Consider the following 18,427-nt stretch of genomic DNA (forward strand, 5'->3'; position numbering starts at 1 on the left):
TCCTCCTCTATCTTGTTTGGGGCCATAGCTCCGACCTTCTTCTGATTGATTGGGACAACGCAATAAGACCACTTCCCGAAACAGGAAGTGGTCTGCATGTTCAATAAATACACACGCTTCAAACGCTCTCCACTTCCCTACGCTGGCACGATCCAGATCAGGTTCAGAGGGTCTAGGATCTATTGATCCAGTCTCAGCCTTGCGGCTCCCCTAGTGACAATAATCATATTAACACGAATGAAATAAATGTCAACGGCTAATATATAGCATCATGGTCGCTTCGCTTCCGTCCGCATCGTTTGGAGCGGCATGCAACCGGAGAGCTTCAACCTTGTCGTTTCCTATGAAAATGTCATATGCATACGATTCTTTTTTCTTGCGTTGCAGCAGGTTCTGTGTCAAGATATTCGGTAGACAAGAGACTTTAGAAAGAACAGGTGAATGTACACTTATGATGAAACCCTTTTTCCGCTTGTTGACCGAGCTGTCCTCGCGCAAGTCGATCTCCAGGTTAACGGGAGCTTTTGCCAAATCGAGAGCGAGCCGCGGCCTTATTCCGCGTTTTGCCAAAATATATGGAATTCCGATGCAGGATGCCGAGAAGCAGTGGACCGAGTACGCTTCGCTGAACGACTTTTTCACAAGACGCTTGCGCCAAGGGCTTCGTCCGGTGAACACCGCGGAGCATACGCTGGTCAGCCCCGTCGATGCCGCCATTACGGGCATGGGGCCGATCTCCGAAGGGTTGATTGTCAATGTCAAGGGACAGGATTACACCGTAGAGGAGCTGCTGAATCATTCTCCGCGTACGGTCAATTACAAGAACGGCTTCTACTTCGTCCTTTATTTGAGTCCGACGGATTATCACCGCATTCATACTCCGGTGGACGGCGTCATTATCGAGAAGGAACACGTGCCCGGCAAAGTCTACCCCGTCAATGAATTCGGGCTTCGCCAGATGCGCAGGGTGCTGAGCCGCAACGAACGCCTGATCACTTACATGGATCATGAAGGCGGCGAAATCGCCGTTGTCAAAGTGGGCGCCATGAACGTCAGCAGCATTAAATACGTCTCGCCGCTGCCGGACCGGCTCAGCCGCGGGGACGAGCTGGCCTACTTCGAGTTTGGTTCCACCGTCGTGCTCTTGATGGAGACGAACACCTTCAAAAGCCGAGACGACCTGAAGGTCGGCAGCAAAGTTAAAATGGGCGAAGCTCTCGGAACGGTCAAGCCTTCCTAGAAACCGCCCCGCATCCTATGTTAAAGCAGAGGAGTTTAGTACAACCATGCAAGCAGCACAGACCGGAACGGCCGCTTCCGGAGCAATGACGCAGGCGGCGCCGCAGCCGGGCATCAAGCCTACCGTAATGCGTATTTTACTGGCGATCAGCATCGTACATTTATTCAACGACTCGATTCAATCGATCATCCCGGCGATTCTGCCGATTCTCAAGGATACGATGCGGCTGAATTATATGCAGTCGGGAATCATCGTATTTTCGCTTAATATGACCGCTTCGATCATGCAGCCTGTCGTAGGACTGTATGCGGACCGCAAGCCTTCCCCCTACATGCTTCCTCTCGGAATGGGGCTTACCTGCTTGGGGGTCTTCGGGCTGGCCTTTGCGCCGAATTATTGGCTTATTTTACTGTCCGTCGTCCTCGTCGGACTCGGCTCGGCAATCTTCCATCCGGAGGGCTCGCGGGTAGCCCATATGGCTGCAGGCTCGCGCCGCGGGCTGGCGCAGTCGATCTTCCAGGTCGGCGGCAATGCCGGACAATCGCTCGCATCCATTATGACGGCGCTGATCTTTGTGCCGCTCGGCCAGCGGGGCGCCGTATGGTTCATGCTCGTAGCGGGACTGGCCATCGTCGTCCAGATGTATATCGCCCGCTGGTACGGCGGCTATTTGGCCGCCCACCCGCGCAAAGCCAAATCGGCGGCGGCGCGCGCCGTCAGTCCGGCCCGTAAGAAGGAAGTGAGCTTCGCCGTCGTCATGCTCATCTTCCTGGTCTTTGCCAGATCGTGGTATCACTCGGGCGTCTCGATCTATTATCCGTTTTATTTGATGGAAAAGTTTCAATTGTCGCTGGAGCATGCGCAGATTTATATTTTTCTGTTCGCCGCCGCCGGCGCCGTAGGCACGTTCCTCGGCGGGCCGCTGGCCGACCGGTTCGGACGGCGCAACCTGATCTTCTTCTCCATGCTCGGCTCGGCGCCGCTGGCGCTGGCGCTTCCTTATGCGAACGCGTTTTGGGCCTACGTCATTTTGCTGATTAACGGACTGATCATTTTATCCAGTTTTTCCGTAACCGTCGTCTATGCGCAAGAACTGATTCCCGGCAAAGTGGGCACCGTATCCGGTCTCATTACCGGAATGGCTTTCGGCATGGGCGCTCTGGGCGCCGTCGCTCTCGGAAGTCTGATCGACAAATTTCACCTGACGGTCGTCATGCAGATGCTCAGCTTTCTGCCTCTGCTCGGGCTGCTCACCTTTTTCCTGCCTTCCGACCGCAAGCTGAAGGCATGGGCGCAGGAAGCGGAAGGCGCTGCCGGGAAGTAGCTGTTTGTTGAAGCCGGCCGTTTCATAAACAGCAAGTACGGCAAAAGAGGCAGTTCAGGGCGCTGAAACCCTGAAACTGCCTCTTTGCTATTGCCGGCGAATATAGACTGGAGCCTTGCCCGCAAGTGAGATCCGGCCGCCTCCGATTGCCGCGTCCAGCGCTCTGCCGACGCTTCAATAAGCAAAAAATACGACCTGATAAACCACCCGCGCCTCATGGCCTTCGGCATCTTTGAGCCCGGAGATTTGCACCTCGAAACGGTCTCCGTCCTCATACCTCATATCCCCGCCCGGCCTGAATACGATGCAATTGGGCACGCCGTATTTATGCGTATTGACATTGAAATAGGCTTTTCCTTCGCCGGCGGCATCGTCGTCCTTATCCATCGTCCAGATCTCCCGGTCGTTCAGCCGGGTTAACGATACGGACACCTCGTTCGGATCGGGCGTCGCATATTTGTCCGGATTTAACGTCACCGACCAAGGATCATTTCCTTGGAAATATTTTAGCGGAAAATACCCTTTGCCTGGCCAGCTTATTATGTCATAGTCAAATTTATCCGCGCGGCTCTGATCCAACACCTGCATCGATGAATAAAACGACCGATACCCGTTAGCCGCCCGGCCTTCGGCCAAGCCGAAGCCGATTTTCTTCAAATCCGGGTTTAAAATCCATCTTCTGTGGCCGACGGAGGCAACATTCGATTCGTCATTGTCGCTCATATAGGAAACGACGGTTCTCGGTAAAATCGCGTTCTGCTTAACGGCTCCCGCAGCGCCGTACAGGCTGTATATGTTGCTGCTGCTCGTGGAGGCATATCCTTTGCTGTAAAAGCTTTCGCTCATGCCTTTCGGCTTCGCGGGCGTATGCGACAGCTTACCGTATACGGCCAGCAGCACGGCTCCGTACTGAGCTTGCTCGTTCAGGAGCGAATCCTGCGCGAGATCGTCGGGAATACCCGCCAAATAGCGCATCGCATTGACGGTTCGGACGCCGTCTTCGATAAAATCGGTATTGAGCTTGCCTGCTTGATGGGGGGAGACGATTTGCGGCTTGTCCTCGAAGGGATCGCCGGAGAACTGCGGAACGGCCGCCATCATTCTGGAGACGATCTGGCGCTTCGTCCTGCCGTAGAACGGCTCGTCCGCATCGATGCTGACCGTTTGCGTACCGGCATCCCAAGATACGTACATCCCGAACACTTCGTTGAAAAAGCGGGCGGGAACCATCGCCGTATTCCCGACCAAACGCACCTCCGACTCCAGCTCCTGCGGCCGATCCGCTATATAAGCTTCTTTGGAGCCGACAGGCAGCCTTGCGGACTGGCCGTCCTTAGTGACGGTAACGGTTCTGGAGTGATCGGACCAGGCGACAGATGCGCCAAGCGCTTCCACAACCGGACGCACAGGTACGAACGCAATCCCGTTCATCAGCAGCGGCGCCTGATCCATCGCTTCGGCGGCACCGTTAATTTTCACCGTAATGCCGCCGTCGTCCGCATAAGCGGCGGCGGGTCCCGGCCCGGCCGTCCAGATTAGTGCCAGCATTGCAAACAGAGACGCCGTTACGGCCGTCCCCCTACCCCATCGACGTTTCAATCGCTCACCCCCGTGGGTATTCGTCCTTTTTATTTCGACGCTCTTGGCCCGATTTCCTGCATTTGGGAGACATTTGCTTATCCGTTCAGGAGCCCGCCGATCGCTTCATAACGGCGACGCCGTACTCCATTTCCTCTTCCGTCAGATGCGGAAAATGGAAATAGACGCCGATCCGGACGCCTTCGCTGCCCTCCCCGCGAATTTCCGACCAGCGAACTCCGGCATCCGCACATTGACTGCGGAACTGCTCGTACGCATGTGTGCATCCGCGCCACCAGCCGAATATATGCAGGCCTGCATCGCTTTTTACCCATGAGAACCGTTCGGATAACGAATCGGCCAGACGGCGGCTCAAGCTTTCGTATTTGCGAGAATAAATCCGCTTCATTCGGCGCAAATGCCGTTCATACTGCCCGCCGGCCATGAAGGCGGCAAGCGTTTTTTGCTCCAGCAGGCCGGCGGGCAGCGGCTCGAACAACGCTTTGGCTTTGGCGAACGGAGCGGCCAGCGCAGGCGGCAGCACGGCGTAGCCGATGCGGACGGAAGGCAGCAGCGTCTTCGTAAAGCTGCCGATGTGAATCACCCTCTCCCTGCCGTCGAGCGCCTTCAGCGGCTCCAGCGGCATACCGCGGTGGCGGAACTCGCTGTCGTAATCGTCCTCTACGATGACGGCTCCCTTGGCGTAAGCCCATTCGAGCAGCTGCCTGCGGCGCTCCAGGCTTAAGACGACGCCGGTCGGAAACTGTCTGCCCGGCGTGACGAACAACAGCCGGGAATCCCAATCGGCCGGGACGATACCCTGCCCGTCCACCGGAACGGATACGGGTACGCCTCCGGCCGTGCGGACAGCTCGCGGAATCCCCTTGAAGCCCGGAGACTCGACAATGACCTTATCCCCTTCCCCTACGAGCAGTTGTACGGTTAGCGTTATCGCCTGCATCGAGCCGTTAACGACTATGATTTGCTCGGGCCGGGCGGCGATGCCGCGGGCTCTGCGCAAATATTGGGCGATCTGCTCCCTCAGCTCTTGATCGCCTTCCGTTGGCGGCAGCCCTCCTCGGCCGTTCGCCTGCCCTTCTTGCCGATACAGCAGGCGCGCCTGGGCGTGCAGACAACGATTCCATTCCTCATGCGGAAACCGCTGCAAATCGGTGGCATACGCATGAAAATCCGCCGTGCGGGGAGCTTTGCCGTTGTATGCGACCGAGCCGGCGGAGTACAGCTGCGCTTCCTGCTCCATTACGCGTCCGCCCCAGGGAGACAGCGCATAATCGTCTCTGTCCTCTCGCTTCGGCTCGCCGGGCCGCTGCTCCGCGTCGTAGAAGACGAAGGTGCCGCGGCCTACCCGGCATTCTACGTAGCCTTCGGCCGCCAGCATATCGTACACTTGATTGACCGTTCCGCGGGAGACGCCGGATAAGGCCGCCAGCTCCCGGCTCGACGGCAGCTTCGTCCCGCAAGGAAGCACGCCGCTTATTATGGAGTCTTTGATCGCATGGTAAAACGCCTGCATCTTGGTCGGGTATTTACCGGTATATCCTTGATACGGAATCTGAAAATCCATTCGAACCTCTCCCTCCTCTCCATATTCAATGGTCCAATAAAATCAATCTAAATTGGATCTTTTGAATTGTCAATCATTGCACTACACTGGGAATCAATCATTTCAAAGAGGTGACCCTACATGAGACGCAATGAATTTTCCGTAACGGAGCAAAATGAAATCGATGATTTTTTGCAAGAAATGTCGTTTGGCATTATGGGCACGGCGGGCTTGGACGGCTGGCCGCATTTGACCCCGATCAATTACGCCTACCATAACGGACATATTTATATTCACGGCTCCCGCGCCGGACAGAAAATGAAAAAGATCGCCCGCCATAAGCAGGTCAGCTTCGCCGTCGCCAAGGAGTATGCGATTATCCCGTCCTATTTCAGCGATCCGCAGCTCGCCTGTCCCGCAACGGCCTATTTCAAATCCGTGCACATCCGCGGGGAGGCTCAGCCTGTGGACGATCCCACGGAGAAGGCCGAGGCCTTGTCGGCGCTGATGAAAAAGCTGCAGCCCGAGGGCGGCTACATCCCTATCGACGCCTCAGATCCGCTGTATCAAGGTGAGCTGAAGGCGGTATCCGTTGTCCGCATCGGCATTCTCGATCTGACCGCCAAATTCAAATTCGGGCAAAATCTCAGCGGCGAGCGCCGGGACAAGCTCGAACAAGATCTTCTCGCCAGAGGGCTTCCGCTCGATCCGGAAACCGCCGAGCTGATGCGCAAATATTGCCCGCATCATCGGGAAGAGAAGTCCTGAGCAAGCGGCCGAAGCTCCAGCCGGTAGAAGATCGGTTGATGCCGCACGAACGGTATCCTCAAGCTCAGGCAGCAAAAAAGGGAAAGAACGTCCGCCGTCAGGCTTTTCGTTCTTTCCCTTTTTTCTTGCCCGAGAAGCGCTTATTCCTCCGCCTCTTGATAATGCTCCTTGCAGAAAGTTTCTACCAGAGCGCGCTCCTCATCTTCCATATCAAATTCGAGGTAAACGTTCGTGCTTCTCTCGTATATTTCATATTTAACTATGTGAGCGCGGCTTTCCTCCACACTATAGATGACTCTGACGTACAGCCCGTTCTCGGAATACAGCTCGTCTTCCTCATCCACCTCGATGTCGAGCACGAACTCGTACCGTTTGCCTTGCAAAATTCCGAACGGGTCTCTAACCAGTTCCACGCTATAACCGCTAATGGCTATCATTTGTCTCATCCTTTCCATGCAGCCTCAGAATCCTATTATACATGGAAATGGGAAAAAGTAATCCGAAACATGCGCCTAACCACCTATGTTTTCAAATATAGCCCCAATGAAAACGTATACATTACATCCTATAATGGTAAACAATTCAAAAACGTAAAGGAGGAAGAAAATGGCAACCCGTTTATTCCGAACGTCCATCTATACGTTGTCCGCGCTAGCGGTACTCACTGGCTGTACTATGCCGGCTGCAGCTCCGGGCGATCCGCTAGCAGACAAGCAATCCCCCGGCCCGTCATCGCCGGATAACGAAATCTTCATTTACACCGTTTATCCCGTTTTTGGCAAAGAAGACGTCTGGGAAAAGCAAGTCGGCCAATTTTTGAAAAAAAAGTTTCCCGAGCTCACCTTTAAGCATGCGCAGTGGGACAATCCGGGCAGGCAGTATCAGGATTTGATCGCGGCGGGAACGGTTCCCGATATTATTTTCGACAACCCCGGGATGAACTACCAGCGTTATATTTTGAAAAACGATCTCCAATACGATATGAGCGATCTGATTAAAAAGTATAATTTCGATACGAGCCAGTTGAATCCGGCCTTCATGGCGCAAATACAACGCTTGTCGCCGGAAGGAAAAATGTACGGCCTTCCGTTCATGTCGGGCGAGTTCGTGCTTTTCTACAACAAGGACATCTTCGATAAATTCGGGGTCGATTATCCGAAGGACGGTATGACCTACGATGAAATCTACGAGATGGCCAAGAAGCTGACCCGCGTCGAAGGGGAGCGCACATACAAAGGGTATCAGCAGCATCCCGGCTTATATATGACCTATAATCAGTTGTCGCTGTCGCCGCTCAGTCTGACGGAGGACAAAGCCGAACTCAGCTCGCCCGGATGGAAGAAGCTGGTCGACAATCTGCGGCGGTTTTACGAAATTCCGGCGAACCAGTTTACGTCCGTCGACGACTTCCCGAAAGGCAATATGGCCATGACCGTCCATGTATCCGGCAAAATCGTGCAGTGGTACGAGCAAAATAAAAACCTGAATTTCGATATCGCCTCCATGCCTTCCTTCGCCGATGCGCCGGGAGTGAAGGCCCAGCCGAACATCAACGTCGCTTATATTACGAAGCAATCGACCAAGAAGGATCAGGCGTTTCAAGTCATTCAATACTTGCTTTCCGAGGAGATGCAGATCAATTACGCCAAGGACGGCAATATCGGCGCTCTGCAAACCCCCAAGGTTCAAGAAGCGTTCGGCAAAAATCTGCCGCAAATGCAGGGCAAGCATGCGCAAGCGATCTTCTACGGCAAGAACGCCATGCCTCCGGCGGCTCGCGCTCCCGGTCTCACCTATATCGACGTGCCTGTGCACAACGTGTTCCAGCCTTTGATCTTCTCCGAATCCAAAGATTCCGTCACCGCGCTTCGGATGGTGGAGGAAGCGGCTACGAAAGCGATCCAAACCGAGAAAGCCGCAAGCCAATAAACCATGCCTCCATAATGGACTCTGCCTGCCGTTATCGGGGTCCATTTTTTTCATTATTAGGGCTAATCAAAATGAGAAAAACCTGTTCATCGCTGAACAGGTTGTAGGTTATGTTCTTGGAGAAGGGATTTGGAGTCTCTCGCTATTCGCTTGCTTCTTCGTTTGCCTCATCTTCCGACGATTCGTCGGGTTCTTCCTGTGCCGCGGCTTCCGGCTGCTCTTCGCATTCACCGTCCTCCGCTTCTTCTTCCGATTCCGTTTCTTCTGGCGCTTCGCATGCTTCATCCTCGGCTTCGTCCACAATCTCTTCTGCCGCCGCTTCTCCGGCGTCCTCTGAAGCGCTTACATTTTCTTCGAACGCAGCGTCGGCCTCTACCGGCAATTCATCTTTTTGAAATTCTTCTCCCATAGCAATCCCTCCAATTTGCACTTAGTTTCCCTAAGTGTGTTACTATTGTATGCCGGAGGAACGCCGTTTAGAAGTATGCTGAAAAAAATGAACTGCCTGCAGCCGACAGCGGTTTTAGAACTCCGTTTGCTCCTCTTCCACAATATTTTGCAGGTCGTCGGCCGTAATCGTGAGCAAGCGGTAATCGGTCCGCTCGGCCAGCTTGAGCGCCTGCTCCTTGATGAACTTCGGAGAGCCTTCCTTCTCTTCGTCGTACAACAATAGAATGCCGTCGGAGTTGCGCAGCAAAAACTTGTTTTTCTCCCGGAACTGCCACGGTCCGTCGTAGGCCGTCTTGGTTACGCTGTTGACGTAATCGGCGCGCTGCATAATGTCCGCGTACAACCCCTTTTTCTCCTCGCTCCAGTTCTCCTCCTGCTGCAAAAAAGGGGTGATGACGGCCAGCTGCAGCTGAGGATAATCTTCGCGCAGCTCCAGCGCCGCCTCGGCCGCCCACAGCTCGACGCCCCACTGCCCGCTGACGATCGCCCATTCCAAGCCTTCGTCGACGAGCGATAGCAGCCGCTTTTTGATCGCCTTCTTAATGATCGCGATACCGGGATGCTTGAGTGAAAAGATGCCAAGCTCCGACGCCTTATAGCCGGTAATCAGAACCCGCTTCATCCGTGTAACGCCCCTTTCTGTTCGGCCGCCGCCGACCGCTGCCTGCTTTCTCTGACGATAACCCAGCCGATGCATGCGGCGCACGCCAGCGCAATCCAAGCATTGTACATGAACACGCTCCTCATTCCGAACGACTCGCTGGCGAAGCCGCCGATGAAGCTGCCGATAATCCGGGCCACGCCCAGGCTGAGAAGACCGTTCAGCGTCTGGCCGCTTGCCTTAAGCTCCTTGGGAACTTCCCGGTTAATATACATCGCCATAGTCACGGTAAGCACGATAAACATAAGCCCGTGCAGCAGCTGCGCAGGCAGTACCCAATACGGATTTTCGGTGAAGGAGAAGGCGAACCAGCGCAGCGCCGTAGCGATGCTCGATACGAGAAATACATGCGTCAGCCGCACTTTGGCCATAATCCGGCCAGCCAGCAGCAGAAACGGAATTTCGCTGATCGACGAGATGACCATCGACCAGCCGATCATGACGTTGTCCGCGCCAAGCTCGCGGAAGTATATCGGGAAAAACGAATAGTAGTAGCCCAGCGTAATTTGCAGCACGAGGTTAATCCCCATATACAGCATCAGCTTGCGGTTTTTGAACAGCACCCAAACCTGCATTTTGCTGCCGGACGATTGATAACCGGACACTTTGGGGAATTTCAGCAGCAAGAACAGCGAAATCAGCATGACGACGGCAAAAACCGGAAACAGGTACTGAATGCTGACCTTCGCCAAATAACCGAAACCGAGGGACATGAGCGCGAACCCGATCGTTCCGCCGAGACGAATCGGCCCGAACGCCCAGCGCTTCTGCTTATCCAGCTCTTCCAGCGTGATCGCGTCGCTGATAGCGAAGATCGACGTTTGAAAGAAAGTGAACAAGCACACCATCGCAAGCAAATAATAAAACGCCGTGGACAGCGGAAAGAGCAGGATCATCACCCCGCTGCCTACAAGCAGTGCGGCCAATACCGAGTTTTTTGTCTTCGCCCTGTCTCCGATCGTTCCCCACATCGGCTGGGCCAGCACGGCCACGAGCGGTCCCAAGCTCAAGAGAGTGCCGATTTCGGCCGGAGCCGCGCCCACCGATTGGAAATAAACCGGAATGTAAGTGCCGTAGACGGCATTGCCCATATAGATGACCATATAAAACAGCAAAAAATAGATCATAAGAAATTTTCGCTCTTTTCGCTCCAAAGTGAGAGTACGAGCCTATTATCTCACCGGCATCCGGGCTTGACAATGCATTTTCTAATAAAATGCGAACGAGCGGCGGCTCGAACAACAATAAGCGAAGGGCTGTCCAAGGCGGCGAAACTTCTGGTACAATAGGTAATAACTGCGGAAGCCGAGGGCAACAGCGATCGGACAATGCTTTCGCATGCGCAGTCAGCGCGTTTCACCACATTTCTAATCGGGAGAAGATCGAGATGGAGTTCATAGTCGACCGTATCGAGAATAAGGTTGAATTGTTCGAAGCGTATGATTTGAAAACGCTGGAGAGAAAAATAGAGGAGCAAATCCAGAACAACAAAGCGCTGCTGCTGGACGTGCAGTCGATACAGCACAGCGTCGCGTTCGATCCGAATATCGGCAAGATGCTGTACAGCGCAGCCGTTCATTTTAAAGCGAAGTAAACTATCCCAAAGGAGCTTAGAGCACATCATGAACAATAAAGCCGAAAGATTGAAACAAATGAAGCCCGTTCAACCGGCGGGCGGCCATGCGTACGGAGACCGGCTGCCGCCCGGACAAGTCGTTACGGAGCGCTTCCCGATTTTGCATGAGGGCGAGGTCCCCGAATACGATATGTCCAAGTGGGATTTTCGGATTTTCGGCGAAGTCGAGAAAGCCGCCGTCTTCTCGTTCGACGAGCTGATGAAGCTGCCGCAAACGACCGTCCGCTGCGATATTCACTGCGTCACTCGCTGGAGCAAATTCGATACCGAATGGCGCGGCGTTCTGTTCAAGGACTTGCTGAAGGAGCTTGAGGTCAAGCCTTCCGCCCGCTATGTCATGGTTCACGCCGATCACGATTACGAGACGAACGTGCCTTTGGCCGACCTGCTCGGCGACGATATTTTGCTCGCTACCCACTATAACGGCGCTCCTTTAACGCCAAAACACGGTTATCCGATGCGTTTAATCGTCCCTCATCTGTATTTTTGGAAAAGCGCCAAATGGATTCGCGGGTTCGAGTTTATGAACGAGGACCGGGCCGGCTTCTGGGAGAGCAACGGCTTTCACCTGTACGGAGACGCCTTCCGCGAGCAGCGGTTTTCCGGCGAAGCGCTCGACATTCCGGAAGATGAATGGGTACATAAAGACTTCGATTAATGCCTCTGTAGACGAACACCCCCGCAAGTTCTTTTGGCCGAGCCTGCGGAGGTGTTTTTCGCTATTTATACGTGTTTCTCAAAATGGTATTCCATTTCACCCGCCATCGCTGCGGGCGTATCGCCGGTATCAAGGAAATGATGCAAGTAAATCGGCTGAAACTCGCCGAAGTCCACCTGCTTGTAAAATTCGTAGCACGGAAAGCCGTCATGAGAGCCGCTAATATGAGCGGTGCCGTCTTCCTTCGCCTTGATGCGGAGCGCATAATCGGGCGACGGCGCGCCCGGCCGCAGCGGATTGCTTACGCTCGCTCTCATCGTAAACGTCACTTCGCTCTCGCCCCAAACCTCATTTTCCATAACGATGCCTTCCGTCGAAGCATGTCCCTGCCGGTAAGTGACCGTTCCGTCGGAGCCGGTCACCTTGAGCACCGTGACCCCTGTCGCGCCGAAGGAAACGAGCCTCCGCTTGGCAAAATCGACCACGACCTCCTGCTCGACCCTGGATCTTCCCGTATTTACCGCATGAGGAGTAAAACCGCGAATATCCGCCGCAAATTCCAGCCGATTCCCGCTTGCGGGATCATGCGCCGGCGGCAGCCAAGCCATCCCCCCGATAAAGACGCTCGCTCTAAATTTTACGATATCAGCCATGCGCTTATCCCTCTCTTTGCTAGAACCAATCCCCCAAAAGTGACGTGATGCTCTGAAGCTTATTCCATCCGCATCCAGCCTAAGCTGGATCGGCGTCTAACCCTTCCTCTGGGATCGTTCTATGGGTAGACATTCCTTTCGGGGGAGCCCCCGGATTTCCACAGCAAATTGCTGCGCATCATTTCCTAAACAATTAAAAAACGCCCCGCCGCAGAGTGCTCTGCTTAAGCGGGACGGCTTCTTGTTATCGCCTTATTCAAGGCGCTTCAAAACGATTAACGAAGATCCTTCGGTTCAACCTTGTCCATGTCGTGGAACACTTGGTTCTCGCCGGCCATAGCCCAAATGAACGTGTAGTTGTTCGTACCGACGCCGGAGTGAATCGACCAGCTCGGGGAGATGATCGCTTGCTCGTTGCGCACAACGAGGTGGCGGGTTTCGCTAGGTTCGCCCATAAAGTGGAACACCAGGCCGTCTTCCGGCATATCAAAGTAGAAGTAGACCTCGGAACGGCGGTTGTGCGTATGGCAAGGCATCGTATTCCACATGTTGCCCGGCTTCAGCAAAGTCATACCCATAACCAATTGACAGCTTTGAACGCCGTTCAAATGGATATATCTGTGGATGACGCGCTCGTTGGACGAATTGATCGAACCGAGGTGCTCGGTTTCCGCTTCTTCCAGACCGACTTTCACGGTTGGGTATTGCTTGTGAGCCGGCGTGGAGTTGAAGTAGAAGCGAGCAGGATTCGCGGAATCCGCGCTTTTGAACGTAACGTCTTTATTGCCAAGCCCGATATACAGGCAGTCTCTCGTATTCAATTCGTATTCGGTACCTTCAACGACAACCGAACCTTTTGGTCCTACGTTGATAATCCCGATTTCGCGGCGCTCCAGGAAGTAGTCGGCACCCATCTCATGCTTGTCCGCTTCGAGCTTGATCGGCTCGGAAGCAGGAATAACGCCCCCGGTAATAAAACGGTCTACGTGGCTGTATACCATGGTCAATTTGCCAGGAACGAACAACCCTTCGATCAAATACTCTTTTCTAAGTCTGTCCGTATCGTACGATTTCGTTTCCGTCGGATTTGTCGCATAGCGGATTTCCATAGCAATAATTGCCTCCTCAATAATGATTGGTTGCGTCGATTTCGGATCGGTTGCATCCGTAAAACGTTTCAATTCGACAAAAAAGCGAATTCCGTTTCGTCCGCTCCCCTGTATATGGTAACATAAAAAGTCTTCCCTCGCTACCGCCATCGAGGATGTTCGAGCTTTGTCACATAATTGTCCCGCTTTTCTCCGTTTTCCCGAACAGATGCAAATCCCGAAATTCCGGTCGGGGCCGGGGCAAAATAGTTCGGATCTTTTTCCAAAACAGCCCGTGACTCCCCCGGGTGAAAATGGTATAATATAGCCTAATGTCAGGCCTGTAAAAAGTATAGTTAGACGAATGGAAGGATGGAGCGAGATGAACCCTCTTGCACAACAGCTGAACGACACGATTGCCAAAGAAAACCCGCATGTTTTCGACATGCTTTCCAGCCTTGGGAAGCAAATCTACTTTCCTAAAGTAGGCATCCTGAGCCAATCGGCCGAAGCGAAGCAAAAAGCGAAGAAATTTAACGCCACCATCGGAACCGCATTGGAGAACGGCAAGCCAATGCACTTGAAGGTGATTCAAGATACATTGTCCGCTTACGATCCTAAGGACATTTACGAATACGCCCCTCCTGCGGGCAAGCCGGAGCTGCGCAGCGCATGGCGCGAGAAGATGCTTGAGGAGAATCCTTCCCTTCGCGGCAAAAGCCTGGGCAATCCGATCGCAACGAACGCTCTGACGCACGGACTCAGCATCGTCGCCGATTTGTACGCCGATGCCGGCGATGCGGTCATCATCCCCGACAAAAACTGGGAAAACTACGAGCTGACCTTCGGTATCCGCCGCGGCGCCGAAATCGTATACTATCCTCTATATAACAGCGAGCGCAAATTCAACGCCGAAGGGCTGCGCAGCGCGCTGCTCGCGCAAAAGGACAAAGGCAAGGCGATCGTCGTATTGAACTTCCCGAATAATCCGACGGGCTATACGCCGGGCGTCGAGGAAGGCCGAGAAATCGTAGCGGCTATCAAGGATGCGGCGGAAGCGGGCATCAATGTCGTCGCCGTAACCGACGACGCGTACTTCGGCTTGTTCTTCGAAGAGTCCTTGCACGAATCGCTCGCCGGTCAGCTAACCGGGCTGCATCCTCGCGTGCTGTCCGTCAAGATCGACGGAGCGACCAAGGAAGAGTACGTGTGGGGCTTCCGCGTCGGCTTCATCACCTACGCCGGCCAAAGCGAACCGCTGCTTGCCGCCTTGGAGCAAAAAACGATGGGGATTATCCGCGCCACGATTTCCAGCGGACCTCATCCTTCGCAAACCTTTGTGCTGCATGCTCTGAAATCCCCTGATTTCAAAGCGCAAAAGCTGGAGAAATCGAACATCATGAAAGGCCGCGCCAACAAAGTAAAAAGCATTCTGGACTCGGGCAAATTCGATGCGGCTTGGGAATACTACCCGTTCAACTCCGGTTACTTCATGTGCTTGAAGCTGAAAACCGTCGACGCGGAAACGCTCCGCGTTCATCTGCTCGACCAATACGGCATCGGAACGATCGCCCTAGGCGAAACCGATCTGCGCGTTGCATTCTCCTGCATCGAAGAAGAAAATCTCGAAGAGCTGTACGAGACGATTTTCCAAGGCGTTCAGGATTTGCAAAAAGTCTCCTCCAAATAAACAATCCCACAAAAACCTGGCGGACATTTTTCCGTCAGGTTTTTTGCAGTTCGCGCTGCTCTAACGGCTTCCTCCCCTCCGCCATCCCGATGTCCCGGTCGCTTCATGCAAACAGGCCGCCGATCGGCAGCCTAAACGAAGCGGAGCGATGCGCGTTATGCGGAATGTTAGACCTTCGTCCGCGCATCGGCCGTATGAAATTTTTTACCCTCGTCACCGCTGATCCGCTTCATATTGCGAAACGCGTCCTTCCATTTGGGCATAAACATCGTTTTATAGCATTGGGCGAGCTCGGCCGCCTGTTCCGGCTCCATCCCGAAGCTAAGCAGCTCCGTCTCGAACGCCCTGGCTCCGCTGCGACGCTCCCGCACAAAGCCGAGCCACAAGCCCGGCGTCTTGGCTATCAGCAAAGCGCCGTGAACGATGATCTTCACCATGCTCATCGGGCCGTTTAATATTGAGGCGGGGTCGGGCCGCCGGTTACATTGTTATGGTTTACGATGTTTTTGGGGATCAGCTCCGCGGCGATCGATTTCACCGTATTCATATAGTCCTTGGACATTTTCAACGCTTCGTCGGCAGGAATCCCCGCTTCCATCAATTCTTTGTAAAAGGTTCCGACCGCCTTCCCCATTCGCGCTCCCGCTTCCTCCGAATACAAAGCGGATAGCAGATCCGTCACCAATTTGGGCGCTTTGCCCGATATGATCTCCAGCAGCTCGCCGATTTCTTTCGTTGGAATGTTGTTTCCGTTACTCATGTCAAACATCTCCTTTGTAAAAATTTCATCATAGGATAAATGACCGGAGGAAGCGTCAGCTGCAGCGTCAGCTCGCTCCACCAAATCCAGGGCCTGGCTTCCTCCTGCGCCTCGTTCGCAGCATCGCTTCGATCCGCTGCGGCCTGCCGCTTGATCGCGGCAAGCAGCTCACGCTTGCGGTCCGGCTGCAGCGAAGACCGGAGCTGCCGAAGCTTGGCGAAAAGCTCCACTTCTTCCTTCAAGCACCGCTTAAACTCCGCATCCGTCAAAATCAGCTCGAACACGGTCCGCTTTTCCTGCTCCCCGAGAAGTCCCTGAACGTAACGCAAAGCCCATTCTCGCTTCTCTTCAATTTCCATCCCGGTTCTCCTCCTTCATCCAGCCGGACAGCTTCTTCTTGGCGGCATGGCATCGGCTCTTCACCGTGCCTTCGGGTATCCCCAGCATTCCCGCAATTTCCTGGATCGACAGCCCTTCTACGTAAAGTCCGTACAGAATCGTCCGCGACGATTCCTCCAGCTTGCCCAGCAGCTCCCGCACGTAGAGCGCTTCCGCCCAATCGGCTTGCCTGTCTGTCCCTATCGCCTCCTCCTGCTCGCTCATGGCCCCGACATCGGGCTCGCGTCTCAGCCGGTCGACCATTCTCCGGTGAGCAATGGTGAGGAGCCATGCCTTCGGGTGCTCCGGCTGCACGCCGCGGTCCACTTCCTTGAATGCGGTGAGGAACGTGTCCTGGAAGATGTCTTCGACCAGGTGAACATCCCGGATTTTAAACCGTAAAAACGAGTACACGCTGTCCGCATACGATGCGTAAAGTTCGTCGAATGTCATCCCCCCAACCGTCCTTTCACCTTTATAGTCGCCAAATTCGGCGTTAAAGTTCGGTTCGGTCAAAAAAAACACCGCCTCGGTTCGGATGCCGAAAGCGGTGTTGTCACGGTATTGGACGGGTCCGTACCCGTATCGCTAAATAAGCAGATTGAACAAGTGCGGATTTTTGTTAATTTCAACGAATTTGATTCCCTTATTATTCATTCTATCGATTAACGGACCGTAATCCTCTTTGTTCTTCAGCTCGATGCCGACAAGCGCCGGCCCGTTCTCCTTGCTTGTCTTCTTCGTATATTCGAACCGGGTAATATCGTCGTTCGGTCCGAGCACCTCGTCGAGAAATTCGCGCAGCGCTCCGGCTCGCTGAGGAAACTCTACGGTAAAATAATGCTTTAACCCTTCGTAAATGAGCGAGCGCTCTTTAATTTCCTGCATACGGTCGATATCGTTATTGCCGCCGCTGATTACGCAGACGACGTTTTTGCCGGCGATTTGCTCGCGGTAAAAATCGAGCGCGGTAATCGCCAGCGCCCCCGCCGGTTCGGCTACGATCGCATTTTCATTGTACAGCTCCAAAATGGTGGTGCACACTTTGCCTTCGGGCACGACGACGACATCGTCGACGACTCTGCGGCAAATGTCGTAGTTCAGCTCGCCTACCCGCTTCACGGCGGTTCCGTCGACGAATTTATCGATCTCCGTCAGCGTAACGATTTCTCCCTGATCGATCGAATTGCGCATCGATGGCGCGCCGGTCGCTTCGACGCCGATAAACCGGGTGGACGGGCTGACGCCCTTCACATACGTCGCAATGCCCGCTGCAAGCCCGCCGCCGCCGATGCCGGCGAAGACGAAATCGACAGGCTCGCGCATATCGTTCATCAGCTCCAGCCCTACCGTTCCTTGTCCCGCAATAATTTGCGGGTTATCGAACGGATGGATGAACTGCATCCCTTCCTTCTCGGCGCAGCGCACCGCTTCGTTCAAGGAATCGTCGAACGTGTCGCCGGTCAGAATCACTTCCACGAACGGGCCGCCGAACAGCTTCACCTGCGAAATTTTTTGCCGCGGAGTCGTCGTCGGCATGAAGATTTTACCCGGAATTTGCAGCGCCTTGCACGAATAGGCCAGCCCTTGCGCATGGTTGCCCGCGCTCGCGCAAACGACGCCTTTCTGCAGCTTCTCTTCCGGCAGACTGCGGATCAGATTATAGGCTCCGCGTATTTTGAACGAACGGACGACCTGCAAATCCTCGCGTTTCAAATAGACATTGCAGTTATATTTCTCCGAGAGAATGAAGTTTTTTTGCAGCGGAGTATGATGAATAACGTCTTTGAGCACATGACTGGCTACGATGATATCTTCGAGTCTAACTTGCGGTAATTGATTGTCCATGACTTCCTCCGGTTTAATCTATACGTAATTTTATCTATTATACACCCAAGTCCGCCGCTGTCCATAGGCTTTAACATAATTCTCACATTACCGGCCGTCCCGCCCCGAAGTTCGTTCCGTGAATAAGAACAGCCCTCCCGCCGAGCCGGACGGCTCGAACGGGAAGGCTGCTCCTTGCGTAATCTAACCTTTTTTTCTTATT

General features: G+C 54.1%; 20 protein-coding genes and 1 riboswitch. Of the genes, 7 read left to right on the forward strand and 13 right to left on the reverse strand.

Going from position 1 to position 18,427, the window contains the following annotated elements; translation table 11 throughout:
• Positions 1 to 117: 117 nt before the first annotated feature.
• Positions 118 to 222: riboswitch (TPP riboswitch) on the reverse strand.
• 229 nt (positions 223 to 451) lie between these two features.
• Positions 452 to 1,240 (forward strand): archaetidylserine decarboxylase, encoded by a 789-nt coding sequence (gene asd / locus N0M98_RS01985; RefSeq protein WP_259616784.1) that lies wholly within the window; start codon positions 452 to 454, stop codon positions 1,238 to 1,240.
• A gap of 46 nt (positions 1,241 to 1,286) precedes the next feature.
• Positions 1,287 to 2,564: an MFS transporter gene (locus N0M98_RS01990; RefSeq protein WP_375295434.1), complete on the forward strand. Its 1,278-nt coding sequence runs from the start codon at positions 1,287 to 1,289 to the stop codon at positions 2,562 to 2,564.
• 174 nt (positions 2,565 to 2,738) lie between these two features.
• On the opposite strand, the gene N0M98_RS01995 is transcribed toward N0M98_RS01990, so the two are convergent.
• Both N0M98_RS01995 and pdxR read right to left on the reverse strand, forming a co-directional pair.
• Positions 2,739 to 4,163 (reverse strand): stalk domain-containing protein, encoded by a 1,425-nt coding sequence (locus tag N0M98_RS01995; RefSeq protein ID WP_259616785.1) that lies wholly within the window; start codon positions 4,161 to 4,163, stop codon positions 2,739 to 2,741.
• An 85-nt stretch (positions 4,164 to 4,248) separates the two neighbouring features.
• The gene (gene pdxR, locus N0M98_RS02000) at positions 4,249 to 5,727 is read right to left on the reverse strand and encodes a MocR-like pyridoxine biosynthesis transcription factor PdxR (protein ID WP_259616786.1); all 1,479 of its coding nucleotides are present in this window, start codon (positions 5,725 to 5,727) and stop codon (positions 4,249 to 4,251) included.
• Between the two features lie 120 nt (positions 5,728 to 5,847).
• Between pdxR and N0M98_RS02005 the strand changes: the two genes are divergently transcribed.
• Complete coding sequence (locus N0M98_RS02005; RefSeq protein WP_259616787.1) at positions 5,848 to 6,474, forward strand: pyridoxamine 5'-phosphate oxidase family protein; 627 nt, start codon at positions 5,848 to 5,850, stop codon at positions 6,472 to 6,474.
• Positions 6,475 to 6,614: 140 nt separating this feature from the next.
• Here the strand turns inward: N0M98_RS02005 and N0M98_RS02010 are convergent, their stop codons facing one another.
• Complete coding sequence (locus N0M98_RS02010; protein WP_249862091.1) at positions 6,615 to 6,911, reverse strand: DUF6509 family protein; 297 nt, start codon at positions 6,909 to 6,911, stop codon at positions 6,615 to 6,617.
• A gap of 169 nt (positions 6,912 to 7,080) precedes the next feature.
• Here N0M98_RS02010 and N0M98_RS02015 point away from each other — a divergent pair, with 169 nt between their 5' ends.
• Positions 7,081 to 8,403 carry an ABC transporter substrate-binding protein gene (locus N0M98_RS02015; RefSeq protein ID WP_259616788.1) on the forward strand — a complete coding sequence of 441 codons (1,323 nt, stop codon included), beginning with the start codon at positions 7,081 to 7,083 and terminating at the stop codon, positions 8,401 to 8,403.
• A 142-nt stretch (positions 8,404 to 8,545) separates the two neighbouring features.
• On the opposite strand, the gene N0M98_RS02020 is transcribed toward N0M98_RS02015, so the two are convergent.
• From N0M98_RS02020 to N0M98_RS02030, 3 genes are all read right to left on the reverse strand, one after another.
• A complete protein-coding gene (locus tag N0M98_RS02020; protein ID WP_249862089.1) occupies positions 8,546 to 8,812 on the reverse strand; it encodes a hypothetical protein in 267 nt (88 codons plus the stop codon).
• A gap of 114 nt (positions 8,813 to 8,926) precedes the next feature.
• On the reverse strand, positions 8,927 to 9,475 hold the full coding sequence (locus N0M98_RS02025; RefSeq protein ID WP_259616789.1) for an SLOG family protein: 549 nt from the start codon (positions 9,473 to 9,475) through the stop codon (positions 8,927 to 8,929).
• Positions 9,472 to 10,641, reverse strand: a complete 1,170-nt coding sequence (locus tag N0M98_RS02030; protein WP_259616790.1) for an MFS transporter — start codon at positions 10,639 to 10,641, stop codon at positions 9,472 to 9,474. The genes N0M98_RS02025 and N0M98_RS02030 overlap by 4 nt, the downstream gene beginning before the upstream one ends.
• An 89-nt stretch (positions 10,642 to 10,730) precedes the next feature.
• Between N0M98_RS02030 and N0M98_RS33820 the strand changes: the two genes are divergently transcribed.
• Both N0M98_RS33820 and N0M98_RS02040 read left to right on the forward strand, forming a co-directional pair.
• Positions 10,731 to 11,108, forward strand: a complete 378-nt coding sequence (locus N0M98_RS33820) for a YrzA family protein (protein WP_375295435.1) — start codon at positions 10,731 to 10,733, stop codon at positions 11,106 to 11,108.
• A 28-nt stretch (positions 11,109 to 11,136) separates the two neighbouring features.
• Positions 11,137 to 11,808 carry a sulfite oxidase-like oxidoreductase gene (locus N0M98_RS02040; RefSeq protein ID WP_259616791.1) on the forward strand — a complete coding sequence of 224 codons (672 nt, stop codon included), beginning with the start codon at positions 11,137 to 11,139 and terminating at the stop codon, positions 11,806 to 11,808.
• 65 nt (positions 11,809 to 11,873) lie between these two features.
• Here N0M98_RS02040 and N0M98_RS02045 read toward each other — a convergent pair whose 3' ends face one another.
• Positions 11,874 to 12,461 carry a DUF3238 domain-containing protein gene (locus N0M98_RS02045; RefSeq protein WP_259616792.1) on the reverse strand — a complete coding sequence of 196 codons (588 nt, stop codon included), beginning with the start codon at positions 12,459 to 12,461 and terminating at the stop codon, positions 11,874 to 11,876.
• 275 nt (positions 12,462 to 12,736) lie between these two features.
• A complete protein-coding gene (gene kduI / locus N0M98_RS02050) occupies positions 12,737 to 13,570 on the reverse strand; it encodes a 5-dehydro-4-deoxy-D-glucuronate isomerase (RefSeq protein ID WP_249866479.1) in 834 nt (277 codons plus the stop codon).
• Between the two features lie 361 nt (positions 13,571 to 13,931).
• Here kduI and N0M98_RS02055 point away from each other — a divergent pair, with 361 nt between their 5' ends.
• Entirely contained in the window at positions 13,932 to 15,239 is a 1,308-nt protein-coding gene (locus N0M98_RS02055; RefSeq protein ID WP_249862084.1) for an aminotransferase class I/II-fold pyridoxal phosphate-dependent enzyme, read from the forward strand.
• A 167-nt stretch (positions 15,240 to 15,406) separates the two neighbouring features.
• Here the strand turns inward: N0M98_RS02055 and N0M98_RS02060 are convergent, their stop codons facing one another.
• From N0M98_RS02060 to ilvA, 5 genes are all read right to left on the reverse strand, one after another.
• Entirely contained in the window at positions 15,407 to 15,676 is a 270-nt protein-coding gene (locus tag N0M98_RS02060) for a hypothetical protein (protein WP_259616793.1), read from the reverse strand.
• A 14-nt stretch (positions 15,677 to 15,690) separates the two neighbouring features.
• Positions 15,691 to 15,999 (reverse strand): hypothetical protein, encoded by a 309-nt coding sequence (locus tag N0M98_RS02065; protein ID WP_249862082.1) that lies wholly within the window; start codon positions 15,997 to 15,999, stop codon positions 15,691 to 15,693.
• Positions 15,996 to 16,358, reverse strand: a complete 363-nt coding sequence (locus N0M98_RS02070) for a hypothetical protein (RefSeq protein ID WP_259616794.1) — start codon at positions 16,356 to 16,358, stop codon at positions 15,996 to 15,998. The genes N0M98_RS02065 and N0M98_RS02070 overlap by 4 nt, the downstream gene beginning before the upstream one ends.
• Entirely contained in the window at positions 16,348 to 16,830 is a 483-nt protein-coding gene (locus N0M98_RS02075; protein ID WP_259616795.1) for an RNA polymerase sigma factor, read from the reverse strand. Before N0M98_RS02075 ends, N0M98_RS02070 begins: the two co-directional genes overlap by 11 nt.
• A 135-nt stretch (positions 16,831 to 16,965) precedes the next feature.
• Positions 16,966 to 18,225, reverse strand: a complete 1,260-nt coding sequence (gene ilvA, locus N0M98_RS02080) for a threonine ammonia-lyase IlvA (protein ID WP_259616796.1) — start codon at positions 18,223 to 18,225, stop codon at positions 16,966 to 16,968.
• Positions 18,226 to 18,427 lie beyond the last annotated feature (202 nt).

Source organism: Paenibacillus doosanensis (assembly GCF_025060755.1).
Classification (GTDB): Bacteria; Bacillota; Bacilli; order Paenibacillales; family NBRC-103111; genus Paenibacillus_S; species Paenibacillus_S doosanensis.

Coding starts and splice junctions, on each gene's coding strand:
- asd (WP_259616784.1), top strand. CDS start 452: ATGATGAAACCCTTTTTCCGCTTGTTGACCGAGCTGTCCTCGCGCAAG.
- N0M98_RS01990 (WP_375295434.1), top strand. CDS start 1,287: ATGCAAGCAGCACAGACCGGAACGGCCGCTTCCGGAGCAATGACGCAG.
- pdxR (WP_259616786.1), bottom strand. CDS start 5,727: ATGGATTTTCAGATTCCGTATCAAGGATATACCGGTAAATACCCGACC.
- N0M98_RS02005 (WP_259616787.1), top strand. CDS start 5,848: ATGAGACGCAATGAATTTTCCGTAACGGAGCAAAATGAAATCGATGAT.
- N0M98_RS02010 (WP_249862091.1), bottom strand. CDS start 6,911: ATGATAGCCATTAGCGGTTATAGCGTGGAACTGGTTAGAGACCCGTTC.
- N0M98_RS02015 (WP_259616788.1), top strand. CDS start 7,081: ATGGCAACCCGTTTATTCCGAACGTCCATCTATACGTTGTCCGCGCTA.
- N0M98_RS02020 (WP_249862089.1), bottom strand. CDS start 8,812: ATGGGAGAAGAATTTCAAAAAGATGAATTGCCGGTAGAGGCCGACGCT.
- N0M98_RS02025 (WP_259616789.1), bottom strand. CDS start 9,475: ATGAAGCGGGTTCTGATTACCGGCTATAAGGCGTCGGAGCTTGGCATC.
- N0M98_RS02030 (WP_259616790.1), bottom strand. CDS start 10,641: ATGATCTATTTTTTGCTGTTTTATATGGTCATCTATATGGGCAATGCC.
- N0M98_RS33820 (WP_375295435.1), top strand. CDS start 10,731: ATGCGAACGAGCGGCGGCTCGAACAACAATAAGCGAAGGGCTGTCCAA.
- N0M98_RS02040 (WP_259616791.1), top strand. CDS start 11,137: ATGAACAATAAAGCCGAAAGATTGAAACAAATGAAGCCCGTTCAACCG.
- N0M98_RS02045 (WP_259616792.1), bottom strand. CDS start 12,461: ATGGCTGATATCGTAAAATTTAGAGCGAGCGTCTTTATCGGGGGGATG.
- kduI (WP_249866479.1), bottom strand. CDS start 13,570: ATGGAAATCCGCTATGCGACAAATCCGACGGAAACGAAATCGTACGAT.
- N0M98_RS02055 (WP_249862084.1), top strand. CDS start 13,932: ATGAACCCTCTTGCACAACAGCTGAACGACACGATTGCCAAAGAAAAC.
- N0M98_RS02060 (WP_259616793.1), bottom strand. CDS start 15,676: ATGGTGAAGATCATCGTTCACGGCGCTTTGCTGATAGCCAAGACGCCG.
- N0M98_RS02065 (WP_249862082.1), bottom strand. CDS start 15,999: ATGAGTAACGGAAACAACATTCCAACGAAAGAAATCGGCGAGCTGCTG.
- N0M98_RS02070 (WP_259616794.1), bottom strand. CDS start 16,358: ATGGAAATTGAAGAGAAGCGAGAATGGGCTTTGCGTTACGTTCAGGGA.
- N0M98_RS02075 (WP_259616795.1), bottom strand. CDS start 16,830: ATGACATTCGACGAACTTTACGCATCGTATGCGGACAGCGTGTACTCG.
- ilvA (WP_259616796.1), bottom strand. CDS start 18,225: ATGGACAATCAATTACCGCAAGTTAGACTCGAAGATATCATCGTAGCC.